Annotated in this window: 12 protein-coding genes; 7 read left to right on the top strand and 5 right to left on the bottom strand. The window is 64.4% G+C overall.

Features of this window, described 5'->3' with window-relative positions; genetic code table 11:
• The first annotated feature begins 198 nt into the window (after positions 1 to 198).
• Positions 199 to 1,398: a DUF2235 domain-containing protein gene (locus KP010_RS15490; RefSeq protein ID WP_142861863.1), complete on the top strand. Its 1,200-nt coding sequence runs from the start codon at positions 199 to 201 to the stop codon at positions 1,396 to 1,398.
• A gap of 13 nt (positions 1,399 to 1,411) precedes the next feature.
• Here the strand turns inward: KP010_RS15490 and KP010_RS15485 are convergent, their stop codons facing one another.
• On the bottom strand, positions 1,412 to 1,690 hold the full coding sequence (locus tag KP010_RS15485; protein WP_216281056.1) for a BrnA antitoxin family protein: 279 nt from the start codon (positions 1,688 to 1,690) through the stop codon (positions 1,412 to 1,414).
• 160 nt (positions 1,691 to 1,850) lie between these two features.
• Between KP010_RS15485 and dnaG the strand changes: the two genes are divergently transcribed.
• From dnaG to KP010_RS15455, 6 genes are all read left to right on the top strand, one after another.
• Positions 1,851 to 3,767 carry a DNA primase gene (dnaG, locus tag KP010_RS15480; protein WP_142861865.1) on the top strand — a complete coding sequence of 639 codons (1,917 nt, stop codon included), beginning with the start codon at positions 1,851 to 1,853 and terminating at the stop codon, positions 3,765 to 3,767.
• Positions 3,768 to 4,006: 239 nt separating this feature from the next.
• On the top strand, positions 4,007 to 6,016 hold the full coding sequence (gene rpoD / locus KP010_RS15475) for an RNA polymerase sigma factor RpoD (RefSeq protein ID WP_142861866.1): 2,010 nt from the start codon (positions 4,007 to 4,009) through the stop codon (positions 6,014 to 6,016).
• A gap of 98 nt (positions 6,017 to 6,114) precedes the next feature.
• Positions 6,115 to 6,396 carry a DUF2442 domain-containing protein gene (locus KP010_RS15470; RefSeq protein ID WP_207783360.1) on the top strand — a complete coding sequence of 94 codons (282 nt, stop codon included), beginning with the start codon at positions 6,115 to 6,117 and terminating at the stop codon, positions 6,394 to 6,396.
• A gap of 43 nt (positions 6,397 to 6,439) precedes the next feature.
• Positions 6,440 to 8,215 carry an Eco57I restriction-modification methylase domain-containing protein gene (locus KP010_RS15465; RefSeq protein ID WP_142861867.1) on the top strand — a complete coding sequence of 592 codons (1,776 nt, stop codon included), beginning with the start codon at positions 6,440 to 6,442 and terminating at the stop codon, positions 8,213 to 8,215.
• Positions 8,216 to 8,254: 39 nt separating this feature from the next.
• Entirely contained in the window at positions 8,255 to 8,872 is a 618-nt protein-coding gene (locus KP010_RS15460) for a Uma2 family endonuclease (protein WP_142861868.1), read from the top strand.
• A gap of 4 nt (positions 8,873 to 8,876) precedes the next feature.
• Positions 8,877 to 9,248 carry a DUF983 domain-containing protein gene (locus KP010_RS15455; protein ID WP_142861869.1) on the top strand — a complete coding sequence of 124 codons (372 nt, stop codon included), beginning with the start codon at positions 8,877 to 8,879 and terminating at the stop codon, positions 9,246 to 9,248.
• A 21-nt stretch (positions 9,249 to 9,269) separates the two neighbouring features.
• Here the strand turns inward: KP010_RS15455 and KP010_RS15450 are convergent, their stop codons facing one another.
• The 4 genes from KP010_RS15450 to KP010_RS15435 form a co-directional block, all read right to left on the bottom strand.
• Complete coding sequence (locus tag KP010_RS15450) at positions 9,270 to 11,735, bottom strand: TonB-dependent receptor (RefSeq protein WP_246659725.1); 2,466 nt, start codon at positions 11,733 to 11,735, stop codon at positions 9,270 to 9,272.
• A gap of 144 nt (positions 11,736 to 11,879) precedes the next feature.
• Positions 11,880 to 12,449: a PQQ-dependent catabolism-associated CXXCW motif protein gene (locus tag KP010_RS15445; RefSeq protein ID WP_142861870.1), complete on the bottom strand. Its 570-nt coding sequence runs from the start codon at positions 12,447 to 12,449 to the stop codon at positions 11,880 to 11,882.
• Positions 12,446 to 13,342: a substrate-binding domain-containing protein gene (locus tag KP010_RS15440; RefSeq protein WP_108917882.1), complete on the bottom strand. Its 897-nt coding sequence runs from the start codon at positions 13,340 to 13,342 to the stop codon at positions 12,446 to 12,448. Before KP010_RS15440 ends, KP010_RS15445 begins: the two co-directional genes overlap by 4 nt.
• A gap of 14 nt (positions 13,343 to 13,356) precedes the next feature.
• Positions 13,357 to 13,836, bottom strand: a complete 480-nt coding sequence (locus KP010_RS15435) for a c-type cytochrome, methanol metabolism-related (protein WP_108917883.1) — start codon at positions 13,834 to 13,836, stop codon at positions 13,357 to 13,359.
• Positions 13,837 to 13,862: the final 26 nt, after the last annotated feature.

Below are 13,862 nucleotides of genomic sequence, written 5' to 3'. Positions count from 1 at the left end.
ACCCTCTCCCAGCGGTTCCTTTCTGCCTCAGCGGCAGGAAAAGTCATAAGACAAGTGATTCCGGTTCGGATCGAACCGGAATCACTCTCCTTGTTCTGTCGTGTTTTCTTCCCGCGAACCGGTTCCCACTTCGCTCGAAAACACTCTATTGCGGCGCGCGATTTTTTCGACGCTCCGGTTTTTGCGAAAGAGACGTTTATGACCGCGACCAAGCCCAAGAAGAAGCTCGTGATCTTTTGCGACGGCACGTGGAACGAGCCGACCGAGCGCGGCACCAATGTCGTGCGAATGCTGCAGGCCACCGATTTTGTCGACGCCGACGGCAATCCGCAGCTCACCCATTACATCGCCGGAGTCGGCACACGCAAAGACGAGAAGGTCGTCGGCGGCGCATTCGGCTTCGGCATCTCCGACAATATCAAGGACGCCTACGCCTTCATCGTCAGCAATTACGAACCGGGCGACGACATCTATCTCTTCGGCTTCAGCCGCGGCGCCTATACGGCGCGCAGCATCGCCGGCCTCATTCACAATCTCGGCGTGCTGCAACGCTGGAATCTGCCGCTCGTCTCCATCGCCTATGACCATTACAAGGACAGGGCCGAGGAGTGGCGCCCGGGCGGCGCCTCCGCGCAGACATTCCGCGACGAGAATTGCCATCCCTATCCCGCCAAGGTCAAATTCCTCGGCGTGTGGGACACGGTCGGCGCGCTCGGCGCACCCTATGGCGAAATTCTCGGCCGGCTCATCGACAAATTCTTCCACACGAGCTTTCACGATGTGACGCTGAGCACGAGCGTCGATTCCGCCTATCACGCGCTGGCGGCGGACGAGCGTCGCTGGCCCTTCCGGCCGACGCCGATCGCGCTCACCGACTATCATCGCGAGCGCAATGCGAGAAACATCGCCGAGCGCGGCTTTCCCTTCTACACCGAGCGCTGGTTTCCGGGCGTGCACTCCAATGTCGGCGGCGGCTATGAGGAGCACGGCCTCTCCGACTATGCGCTGGTGTGGATGGCCGAGCGCGCCGCCGATAATGGCCTGAAGCTTTTGAACTTCGCCAATGTGAAGCTCTCCTTCACCCGGCCCTTCGGACCCGATCCGGCCGAGAAGATTCAGAACAGCCAGACATTCTTCTATCGTCTGGCCACCGTGCTGCTCGTGAAGCTGCCGGCGACGCTCGGCCTGCCCTCCGTCTATCCGCTCGCCGACCAGCGCCTCGCCAAATATGTGACCTGGAGCGGCGATTACATCCGCCCGATCAACGCCGGCGAGGATTTCGGCCCGGTGCGCGAAAAAGCGGAGATCGACCCCGCCTATCGGCCGAAGCAGCTGGCCGCTCTCGCCGTCGCGACGGAAACAGCGCCAGAGAAGGAGAAAGTGCGCGAGCCTGCGTGAGAGGCGCTCGCGCTCAGCGCCGCCGCTCTCTCACATAGCCCCGCAGGACAGCGTTGATGCGCCGCTGATAGCCGGGACCTTCCTTCTTGAAGAAGTCGATGAGGTCCTGGTCCAGCCGGATGGAAATCGTCTGCTTCTTCGGCGGAATGACGACCTCGGCCTTGCTCCAGTCGATCGGCTCGAATTCCGCCCAATCGGGATCGCTCGCGATCGCCGCATCGATTTCGGCGTCCTCTCGATCGCCCGTGCGCTGCGCGGTTTTCGAACCGCTCCCGCTCGATCTGTCCTTCATTCCGGTTCGCCCCGCGGCTCGAGCCTAGCGCTCGACGAAGGGATGCGTATATACAATCGCATTGCATGTCGAGTGGGCTGCCGACCGACCGTATTGTGGGTAGCGGGCACAAAGCCGACGCCGCGCGCGCCGAATGCGTCGACAATGCTACTAGGACACGATGCGATACCCTCCCTCCTTCCTCGATGAAATTCGCGCCCGCGTGCCGGTCTCGGCAGTGGTGTCGAAGAAGGTCAAGCTCAAGAAGGAGGGGCGCGAGTGGCGCGGGCTTTCGCCCTTTCAGGCGGAGAAGACGCCCTCCTTCTATGTCAATGACCAGAAGGGCTTCTACAAGGACTTCTCCTCCGGCAAGCATGGGGACGGCTTCACCTTTCTGATGGAGACCGAGGGCCTCACCTTTCCCGAGGCGGTCGAGCGGCTCGCCGGCATGGCCGGCCTGCCCATGCCGGTGGAGACGAAAGAGGCGCAGGAGGCCGAGCAGCGGCGCGGCTCGCTGACCGAAGTGCTGGAATGGGCGGCGCAATTCTTCGAGAAGCAGCTGCGCGGCCCGGCCGGCGCCGAGGCGCGCGCCTATCTCGCCCGCCGTGAACTAGGTGAAAAAGAGCAGGCGCAGTTTCGGCTAGGCTACGGGCCGAGCGAGCGCTATGCGCTGCGCGACCATCTCGCCGGCAAGGGCGCCAGCGTCGAGACGATGATCGAGGCCGGTCTGCTCGTCCATGGCGAGGACATTGCCGTCCCCTATGACCGCTTCCGCAATCGGATCATGTTTCCGATCGCAGACCGCTCCGGCCGCGTCATCGCCTTCGGCGGGCGGGCGATGGAGAAGGACGCCAAGGCCAAATATCTCAACTCGCCGGAGACGCCGCTCTTCCACAAGGGCGCGACGCTCTACAATCTGCACAACGCCCGCAAACCCGCTCATGAAGCGGGAAACATCATCGCCGTCGAGGGCTATGTCGATGTCATCGCCATGACCGCGGCCGGCTTTCCGCAGACGGTGGCGCCGCTGGGGACGGCGCTGACGGCCGAGCAATGCGGCCTGCTGTGGAACCACGCCGAGGAGCCCATTCTCTGCTTCGACGGCGACAAGGCCGGCCGCAACGCCGCCTTTCGGGCGATCGACACGGCCCTGCCGCTGATCGGCCCCGGCCGCAGCCTGCGCTTCGTGCTGCTGCCGGACGGCCAGGACCCCGATGAGCTCTATCGCTCCGCCGGCCCTTCCGCCGTGGCCGCGGCGGTGGCGGCGGCGCGGCCTCTGGTCGATCTCCTATGGGCGCGGGAGACGGAAGGCGCGCTGCTCGACACGCCCGAGCGCCGCGCCGGGCTCGAGCGTCGCCTCTCCGAGCTCGGCCGCGCCATCGCCGACGAGAGTTTGCGCCGACACTATCAAAAAGAATTCTCCGACCGCTGCGATTCGCTGTTCGGCCGCACGCGCGGCCAATTTCAGCGTCGGCCCGAGGGGCGCCGCCCCGGCGGACAGCAGCAGCGCTTCCGCCGCGATGCGGAGCCCAGGCGCGGCCCGCTGACCATCGGCGCGGCCCTCGCCAATTCCCCGCTCTATCGCGGCACGACGCCCGCCATCGCCCCGCGCGAGGCGCTCATTTTGTTGATTCTCTTGAATCACCCGGAGCTGCTCGCGGCCAATCTCGAGGCGGTTGCGGCGCTGGACTTCGCCTCCGCCGAAGGCGAGCGGCTGCGCGCCGTGCTGGTGCGCAGCCTCGCCGACGGAAGCGGCGCGCGCGAAGAATTCGCTCGCGCCGCCGCCGAAGCCGGGCTACAAGCATTTTGCGAGAAATTGGCCGGCATGGGAGCCCATGCGACGCTGTGGAGCGTGCGCGCAGAGGCGGCTCCGGCGGACGCCGGCGAGAGCTTGCGTCAAGCTCTCGTCTTGCAACATCGCGTGCGCGCATTAGATAAAGAACTTCGGAAAATCGAGGCGAGGTTGGCGATTGCCCCCAACGACCACGATTCCGCGCGTTTAAGCGATATTCAGGCGCAATTGAACGCGCTCGATGGAACCGAAGCCGCTCTCGACGGGTTCGGTTCCCAATCGGGCCGTTCGCTGAGAAGCCTTTGACCGGCAAGCCGAACGGCCGACGAGCCAAAGCTCTACGGATTTGGTTAGGCGGACGTTAAGCCCTGGCCGCGACTGTGGGCTGGAGCGAATCGGTCGGGTCCGTTGCGGAGTCCGCCGGCTTGTCATGCGGTCGGCGCTGTGGTTTTCGTTAAAATGCGGCGAGCGAGAAAGTTAACGATCCCGGCATGGCGCAGCCTTCGGCTCGGGAAGGCGGCGTGGAGTGGGGCTTGGAGCGAAGAATGGCGAAAAAAGACGACGAGAAGGTCGAAAACGAGGGCGCAGTGGCAGTGGAGACCGCCGACGGTCCGCTGCTCGACCTCAACGACGCCGCCGTCAAGCGGATGATCAAGCTCGCCAAGAAGCGCGGCTTCGTCACTTATACCGAGCTCAACGCCGTTCTGCCCTCCGAGGAAGTCTCCTCGGACCAGATCGAGGACGTCTATGCGATGCTCCAGGAGATGGGCATCACCGTCTCCGAGGGCGACGATCCGGACGACGCCGAGGGCGAGGAGCAGCAGGAGGAGGAGGAGGCCGAAGGCGGCGAGCTCGTCGAGTCGCCCCGCGCCACAGCCGTCGCCACGCGCAGCTCGGAGCCCGCCGACCGCACCGACGATCCCGTCCGCATGTATCTGCGCGAAATGGGTTCGGTCGAGCTTTTGTCGCGCGAGGGCGAGATCGCCATCGCCAAGCGCATCGAGGCCGGCCGCGAGGCGATGATCGCCGGTCTCTGCGAGAGCCCGCTGACCTTCCAGGCCATCATCATCTGGCGCGAGGAGCTCGAGGCCGGCAAGGTCCTGCTGCGCGACATCATCGACCTCGAGGCCACCTACGCCGGCCCCGAGGGCAAGAACGCCGGCAAGCCGCCGGTCACGCCGTCCGATCTCGCGCCGGCCACCGCGCCGCGCTCGCCGCCGGCCGCGCTGGGCGACGCCGGCACGCCGCCGGAGGAGGCTTTCGAGGAGGAGGACGACCTCGAGAATTCCGTCTCGCTCTCCGCCATGGAGACCGAGCTGAAGCCCAAAGTGCTGGAGACCTTCGCCCGCGTCGCCGACGCCTATAAGAAGCTGCGCCGGCTGCAGGATCAGAATGTCGAGAACAAGCTCAAGAACGAGACGCTGACCCCGGCGCAGGACCGCAAATACAAGCAGCTCAAGAAAGAGATCGTCACCGACGTCAAATCTCTCTCCTTGAACCAGAACCGTATCGAGGCGCTGGTCGAGCAGCTCTACGACATCAACAAGCGCCTCATCGGCTATGAGACCAAGCTGTTGCGCCTCGCCGATGCGCAGGGCGTGCAGCGCGAGGACTTCATCGACAAGTTCCAGGGCTCGGAGCTCGATCCGAAATGGATCATGCGCGTCTCCAAGCTCGGCTCGCGCGGCTGGAAGGAATTCGTCGCCAACGAGAAGGACCGGATCAAGGAGCTGCGCGGCGAGATTCACGCGCTGGCCACCGAGACGGGCCTCGAGATCGCCGAGTTCCGCAAGATCGTCCATATGGTTCAAAAGGGCGAGCGCGAGGCCCGGCAGGCGAAGAAGGAGATGGTCGAGGCCAATCTGCGCCTCGTGATCTCCATCGCCAAGAAATACACCAATCGCGGCCTGCAGTTCCTGGACCTCATCCAGGAGGGCAATATCGGCCTGATGAAGGCGGTCGATAAGTTCGAATATCGCCGCGGCTATAAATTCTCGACCTACGCCACCTGGTGGATTCGGCAGGCGATCACGCGCTCCATCGCGGATCAGGCGCGCACGATCCGCATTCCGGTGCATATGATCGAGACGATCAACAAGATCGTGCGCACCTCGCGCCAGATGCTGCACGAGATCGGCCGCGAGCCGACGCCGGAGGAATTGTCCGAAAAGCTCGCCATGCCGCTGGAAAAAGTGCGCAAGGTGCTGAAGATCGCCAAGGAGCCGATCAGCCTGGAGACGCCGATCGGCGACGAGGAGGATTCGCATCTCGGCGATTTCATCGAGGACAAGAACGCCGTTCTGCCGATCGAGGCGGCGATCCAGTCCAACCTCCGCGAGACGACGACGCGCGTATTGGCGTCCCTCACGCCGCGTGAAGAACGCGTGCTGCGCATGCGCTTCGGCATCGGCATGAACACCGACCATACGCTCGAGGAAGTCGGCCAGCAATTCTCGGTGACGCGCGAGCGCATTCGTCAGATCGAGGCGAAGGCGCTGAGGAAGCTGAAGCACCCGAGCCGAAGCCGGAAGCTGCGGAGCTTCCTGGACAATTGAGCTATTGGCGATGCCGACGATCGCTTCGTTCTACGGCATCGCCATTCGGATGTACCTCGAATCAAACTGGCGTCGCCGCGAGACGTTGGAGCAGATCGATGGGTTCGATGCCGAACGAGGTCGTTCAGATCGCGGCAGTAGGCCATTACTGCATCGCTGTCCGTTTTCAGGATGGCGCCTCGGGCCTTCACGACTGCTCCTCGCTCCTTCGGGAGGAAGGTCCGATGGCAATTCCGTTTCGTGATCCCGAATTTTTTGCGAAGGTACGGCTCGAGGACGGCGCGCCGACATGGCCGAACGGCTACGACATGTGCCCGGATTGGCTGCGGATGGAAATGGAAGCCGGCGGCGAATTGTCGGGGCCGCTCGCAGCGGAATAATCCGTCGCCGCTGTGAGCGGCAGCAGTCGGCGCATTCGCATTCATGGATGAATCAGTCTCCCGAGGACGGCTTTCCGAAGGACGCAAGCGCCGCGGCGTCGTCTACACGCCCGCCCCCATCGCCCGTTTTCTCGTCGCCCGCACCATTGCGCTGTCGCTCGACGAGCGGCGCGCGGCGCTCCTCGCGCAGCATGGCGGATGCGAGACGCCCGCCTTCTGGCGCGCATGGCTCGACGCTCTCCGTTCCTTCAAGATCATCGATCCCGCCTGTGGCGATGGCGCGCTTCTCGACGTCGCCTACGACGAAATGGCGCGACGCTATGAGGAGATTGCGCTCGGCGCGATGATCGCGCTCGATGTGGCGCGCGAGACGATCGCCAATAATCTCTTCGGGGTCGACATAGATGCGCACGCGGTGGAAGCCGCGCGCCATGCGCTATGGAGCCGATGCCCGAAGATCGGCACGACGAGCGAGCCAAACGGTCCGCGCGACAATTTGCGCGCCGGCGACAGCCTCATCGACGATATTGCGGCGCCCGGCGGCTTCGATGTCGTCATCGGCAATCCGCCCTATGTGCGGATGGAATATCTCAAAGCCGCGAAACCCTATCTCGCGAAACATTACGCCGTCGCCGCGGAGCGCGCCGATCTCTACGCCTATTTCTTCGAGAAAGGCGTGCGATTGCTGAAAGATGGCGGTCGGCTGGGATTCATCTCCTCGTCGAGCTTCTTTCGCACCGGCGCCGGCGAGAGCTTGCGCCGCTTCCTCACGGCAAATGCGATGATCGAGAGCGTCGTCGACTTCGGCGATTTGCGTGTCTTCGACGATGTCGTCACCTATCCGGCGATCGTGACGCTGAGGAAGAGCGCCGAGCGCGGCGATCTTTCCTTTGTTTTGTTGAAGGAGCGCGCGCCGAAGGACCTCGAAACGGAGTTTGCGGAGAAAGCGCGGCGCATGCCGCAGGCTCGGCTCGGCGCCTCCGTCTGGCGTTTCGAGGAGGAGGCGCTGGCGCGGCTGCGCGCGAAGATCGCGAAGGGCCGCAAGACGCTGCGCGAGGTCTATGGATCGCCGCTCTGGGGGATCAAGACGGGGCTCAACGACGCTTTCGTGATCGACGGCGCGACGCGCGACGCGCTCGTCGCCGCCGATCCGCGCAGCGCCGAGATTTTGAAGCCCTATATGCGCGGCGCGAGCATCGGCCGCTGGCGCAGGGCGAGCGAGGACTGGCTCGTCGATGCGCCGAAAGGCGCTTTCGACATTGCGGAATATCCGGCCGTGGAGGCATGGCTCACGCCGCTGCGCTCACGGCTGGAGCGCCGCGCCACGCGACAAAAATGGTTCGAGCTGCAGCAGGCGCAGCTCGCCTATCGCCCTGGATTCGCGGCGCCGAAGATCGTCTTTCCAGACATTTCGCAAGGGCCGAAATTCGCGCTCGACGATAGCGGCGACCTCATCGACGCGACCTGTTTCTGCCTGCCCTGCGCCGATTTCGCTCTGCTCGCCTTTCTCAATTCGCGGCTCTGCTGGTTCGTGCTGCATGCCGTCTCCAATCCGCTGCGCGGCGGCAAATGGCGGCTGCGGCTGAAGGCGCAATATTTGGAGCCGCTGCCGCTGCCCGACTTCGACCCGCAGGCCGCGGACCGGCTCACGGCGCTGGCGCGCGCCAATTGCGATGCGGCCGCCGACCCCGACGATGCCGAGCGCCTCGCCGAGATCGAAATCCGGGAGAGGGAGATCGATGCGATCGTCTACGATCTCTTCGGCTTGTCCGCGGCGGAGGCGGAATTGCTGGAAGCCTCGCTCGCCGGCCAATATTGACACGCGAAATCCCGCCGGGATTGCGCTATATTGCGCTGCATGAACCCGCATCTGCGCCCGATCGGCCTTCCGCTCGAGACTCAGGCCGCCGAGGGACTCCCCCGGCGCTGCTGGAGCGTGGCGGAAATCGAGGAGATGCTGCGCGCCGGCATCATCGATGACGACGAGCGGTTCGAGCTGATCGGCGGGGAGGTCGTGCCAATGTCGCCCAAGGGCGCCCGACACGAATGGGTGAAGGGCGAAGTCAATCGTTTCCTCCAGAAGGCGGCTCCCGCCCATTTGGCCATTATCCCGGAGACCACGCTGCGCCTCGACGCGCGCACTTTCGTCGAGCCGGATTTCTGCGTCTTTCCACGCGGCCTCCCGCTGACGGCCCTCGACGGGCCGGCGCTGCTGCTGGCGATCGAGATCGCCGATTCGAGCCTCGCCTATGACAAGGGCCGCAAGATCGGCGTCTACGCCGCTTTCGGCGTGCGCGAGGTCTGGGTCGTCGACGCCGTGCGGGCCGTGACCTTCGTTCATCGCCGGCTGGGCGCGGCGGGCTATGCCGAGATCGTCGAGCTCGCCGGCGGAGCGCGCCTCGAGCCCATGCTCGCGCCCGAGCTCTCCTTCAGCCTCGCCGAGCTCGGCGTGACGCCCGGCGCGGAAACGCAGTGATCCCATGACGCCGACGACGATCGCCCGGCCCTCGACGACCACCGCGCTGCTGCGCGGCTTTCTGCGCAAATGCCCCCGCTGCGGGCAGGGCGCGCTCTTCGACGGCTATCTGAAGCGCGCCGACGCCTGCCCGCATTGCGCGGAGAGTTTCATCGGCGTCGACGCCGATGATGGCCCGGCCTGGCTCACCATCGGCGTCGTCGCCCATATCATCGTGCCGCTGCTCATATTTCTGGAGACGCGCGCAACGCTGTCCTACGGCGCGGAGGCGGCGCTGGTGCTGTCCGCGACCGTCGTCTCCACCCTGCTGCTGCTGCCGCTCTGCAAAGGCTTTTTCATCGCGGCGGTGTGGGCGTTGGCGAGAAAGGCCGGCTGATCGCCTCGCGCCGATCCTCGATCAGAAAAACTTCACGCGCAGCGTGCCGCCGACAGTCCGCACCGTGTCGGGCAAGCCGATCGTCGTCGGACTGGTCGCCGTGCCGGGACTGAAAGAGTCCATTGGCCGGACGTCGGCGATGTTCTTCGCCCAGACGTTGAGGCTGTAGCGGTCGTCGTCGGTGCGAACGCCGAAGCCGAGGTTGATCAAAGCGTAAGCGTCTTGCCAATAATGAATGACCGCGGTCGGGTCCGTGAGCTCGGATTTGTCGCGCCAGGCGACATTGGCGTAGGTGAATCCGGTGACAGGACGATTCGCCCAATCGCCGAGGCCGTCGAAAATCACGCCGAGCGGACGCTCGTAGTTGAAACCCACGTTGAAGGCGAAAGTCGGCACATCGTTGAAGCGCGAATGCGACCTCGACACCTGGGTCGGCGCCGCCACGGCTCCGCCGCTCCATGTCCAGGCGGCGTCGAGCGGAGCATCGTCGAAGTCGATCCAGCGCGGCTCGGTGATGGCTCCGGCGAAATTCACCCACAGCCCTTCATAGGCGTTCCAGCGGCCGTCGAACTCGAAGCCGCGCAGGCGGGCGTGCTTGGCCGTGCCGAGATAGGTCTGCCGCGTCGGCACGCCGTTGGCGTCGACGACGGAGGTGTCGACGAAATTGGTCTGGAAATTATAGAGATCGTTCCAATAGAAATTCGCATTGATGATCAGCGTCTCGTCGAACCAATTGGTCTTGACGCCGATCTCATAGTCCCATGAGGTCTCCGGCTTGGTGATGACGGGCTGGAACTTCTGGAACACGCCGCCGACGAATATGGCCTGCGCGCCGGTGTTGACGGCGCCCGCCTTCTCGCCGCGTCCGACGAGACCGTAGAAAGTCACATTCTCGGTCGCCTTGTATTGCGGATTGAAAATGCCGGTGAGCGCGTTGAGCGTCGCCTTCTGTCCGCCTGTGTCGTAGAAGCGCTGCCCGCCGCCGGCGACGATCGCGTCGACCTGCTCGATGATCGCGCCATTGCCCGGAACGATCGTGTTCCAGCTGAAATTGGAGCCCGAGCGCACCTCCCAGCTGTCGCGGAGCCCTAGGGTCAGGCTGAACTGCTCGTCGATATGATAGGTGGCGTTGCCATAGGCGGCGATCTGCAGGTCTCGCGCCTTGCCGTCGCGATTGTTGGTCATGTCGCGCAGCAGACGCGGTGCGCTGAACCAAGCCGCGGCGTCCGAGCCGAAATTCGTGTAGGACCGGTTCCAGACATATTCGTAGAAGGAGAAAAGGCCCACCTTCCACTCCAGTGGCTGGTCCTCGGGGGAGGAGAGTCTGAACTCCTGGGAGAACTGCTCCACATAAGTGTTCGAGGCGGTGTTGGTGATCTCGGTCAGATTATTGCCGCCGGTGTTGCGCGGCAGCAGGCGGAACTTGCCGAAGGCAGTGATAGACGTGAAAATGTTCCGGCCGACCTCGACGTTCAGCTCGTTGGAGACGAGATGCTGGCGCTCGTCGAGCGTGCCGAGCCTGGTGTTGAGCGACTTGTAGGGATCGAGCGTCAAGACCGAGCGCCCCAGCCGGCTCTGGAGATTTTGGAAATAGCTGCGGGCCGGCGTCGTGCCATTGGCGTAGATCAACGACGTGTCGCCGATCGGACCGCTGGCGCTGTTGTTGTATTCGTGCGAGGCCGAATAATTGAAAATCAGCCGGTCGGTGAAATTCTCGCCGACATAATAGAGCTGCCCGCGCACGCCCCAACGATTGTCGCCCGGCATGCTCGCGCCCGATATCTGATCGAAGAAATAGCCGTCGCCCTTGTCGTAATAAGCGGCGATGCGATAGGCGAGCTTGTCGTCGATGATCGGCCCGGTGGCGTTGAACTGCTGGAGAACATGCAGATGATTGCCGAACTGGGTCTCGAAGACTTCTTTGCGCTGGAAGGACGGAAGCTGCGTGCGGATCACGATGGAGCCGACCGTCGTGTTCTTTCCGCCATTCGTTCCCTGCGGGCCGAGTGCGACCTCGAGCGATTCGGTGTCGATGAAATTCGCCCATTGAAAGCCGACATGCTTCAGGAACACATTGTCGACCATGAAGCCGGTGTCGAACTCCGATCCGTCGCCGGCTCCCGCGCCTTTGGCGACGCCGCGGATCGCCGGACGCGAGGTGCGTGGATTTCCGAGGCCCGGATTGTAGCTCGGCAGTTTTTGGGCGAAATCGCGCAGATTGTAGAGCTGCTCGCGTTCGGCGGTCTTGGGATCGACGACGACGATCGGACGCGGGATTTTCAACACCTCGACCTTTCGCTTCGACAATTCGCCCGGGAGCCCCGGGTCGCCGGCTCCGACGACGACATCGGCGATTTGCGCCTCCTCGGCGCGCGCGAGAGCGGCGACGGCCGCGGCCAAAGCGAGCGCGGACGACATGGTCAGCATCGCGCGCAGAAGCGCGGGGTAGGCGAGGAAGCAGCGGCGCGGCGCGAGTTCGAAAGTCATGAAGGCCCCCATATATATCTATAATCATACTAGATAAATATATTTATTTGACGCGCGCAAGCACGAATCGTCTGCATGTGACGTCGTCAGCGGCGGCAGCCCGCTTCGTCGAGCGAGGCCACTATCCTATCACTGCAATAGGATTTAGTCCGGGCGCGGCTCCGGCTGGCGCGGCTCCAACGGATGGCCGGCGGCGGACCAGCCATCCGTGCCGCGAGAAAACCAGGAGACATTCGAATAGCCGAGCGCGAGCGCCCGCTTGGCGGCGTTCCACGACATCCAGCAATCGGCGAGGCAATAAAAGACGAGCGGCCGGCTTTTGTCTTCGGCGGTCGCCCTGGCGAGGCCGCTTTCGAAATAATGCAATGCGGCCGGCGCCAATTCGCCATAGCCGGTCTCGGGAAGCCAGACGCTGCCCGGAATGTCGAAACGCGGCTTGTCGCGCCAGACGGCGTCGGGCGGCAAGCCGTCGGGCCTCGGCGGGCGCGGCAGAACATCGACGAAAACCGCCGCCTTGTCCCGCCAGATCGCGAAAGCCTGCGGCGTGTCGATGACGCGGGCGCCGCGCAGAGTGGCGGGAACGGCCGCGCGAAAATCCGACATCCTGTAGCCGTCGGGCTCCGGGACGGTCTCGGCGGCCGCCGCCGTTGCGGCGAGCAGCGCGAGGCCGATCGCGGCGACGAACCCACGGGCGCCGGTCGGCCGCCGCGTCATGGGGCGGGCGTGACCGGGGCGGGCGTGATGGGCGCGTCCGCCTCGTCGATCATCGGAACGCCGAAATCGGCGAGCAGCCTGTCGATCTCGTTCTGATTTTGGGCGATGAGCCGATTGAGCTCGCGCTTCCACTCCTGGTCGGAATGGCGCACCCCCATGGCGATGCGAAAGCTCATGCGCGCGCCCTTGTCCCCCGAAAGCAGCGCCAGCTTCAGCCGGCCCGCGGATTTTTTCGCATGATAGCCGGCGATCGGCCCCCAGAGAATAGCGACGTCGATCGCGCCGCTCTCGAGATCGCGGATCATATCGGCGCCCGGCGCGTCGACGCGCGTGTCGACGACCAGCGGATAGGGCTTCACTGCTCCGAGCAGACCATAGCGCGCCAGAAGATTGCCCGGCGGCGTGTTGGCGACGAGGCCGATGCGCTTGGCCTCGGCGAGGCGCGGATCGGCGAGAGAGGTCAGCCCCTCGAGGTCGGAGCCCGCGCGATAGACCGCCGCATAGGAGGTCCGATAATAGGGATTGGTCGGCTGAACGAGATCGTCGCCCTGCGGCATTCCCATCACCACATCGCACAAATGCGCATTGAGCGTGTTGCGGATGAAGCCGGTCGCGCCCGGATAATAGGAATAGGCGAGATCCTTGCCGAGCTTCTTGGCCAGCAACGCCGCCAGCCGATTCTCGAAGCCGTCGCCGGCGCGGTCGGAGAAGGGCAGATTGCTGGGATCGGCGCAGACGCGCAGAACTTTGGGATCGACGAGTTCGATCGAGCCGCGCGCGTCATCGGCGGCGCCCCGAGGGCGCGCGACGAGCCCCGGCGATTGGGAATGGGCAGGGGCCGTCGCGAGCAGGCTCGCGACGGCGACCAGGGAAAAAGCGAGACGGCGCGACATGGCGCGCGCGGACGCTATTTGGCGCTCATGCACTTCGATTCGGCCTCGGCGAAAGCCGCGGGCTTCTCGGCCTTCTTCTCTGGACGACCGCGGCCGACCGCCTCGGTCGAGCGGGCGCGGATGTAGATGTAGAGGTCGTCGATATAGCACATGGCGTTCTTATTGTCGGCGAAAGCCGGCATGACGCTGTCATTGCCCGCCTGCTTGTTCTCGCGACCGCCGACGACGATGCCGTAGAATTCTTCATAGTTGAAGTTCTTCAGCGAGTTCTTCAGCGCCGGAGCATAGGTCGAGCCTTCGGCGTTGGGGCCGTGGCAGACGTGGCATTCGGCATGATAGCGGCGATAGCCGGAGAAAGTGTACCAGTCGACCGTGCCGTCCGCCTGCACCTTATAGGTCGGCTTGCCCTGGGCGTCGAACCACTTGCCGTCCACTTCCTTGACCGCGGTCGGGTCTCCCGGCGCTTCGGCGCGCGCGGTCGTTCCAACACCCATGAAGACGCTCAGGGCGAGGGCCCCGA

This window comes from Methylosinus sp. KRF6, from assembly GCF_018887255.1.
Lineage (GTDB): Bacteria > Pseudomonadota > Alphaproteobacteria > Rhizobiales > Beijerinckiaceae > Methylosinus > Methylosinus sporium.
Note: the sequence above shows the minus strand (reverse complement) of the source record. Positions and strands in the feature narration are given on the sequence as shown.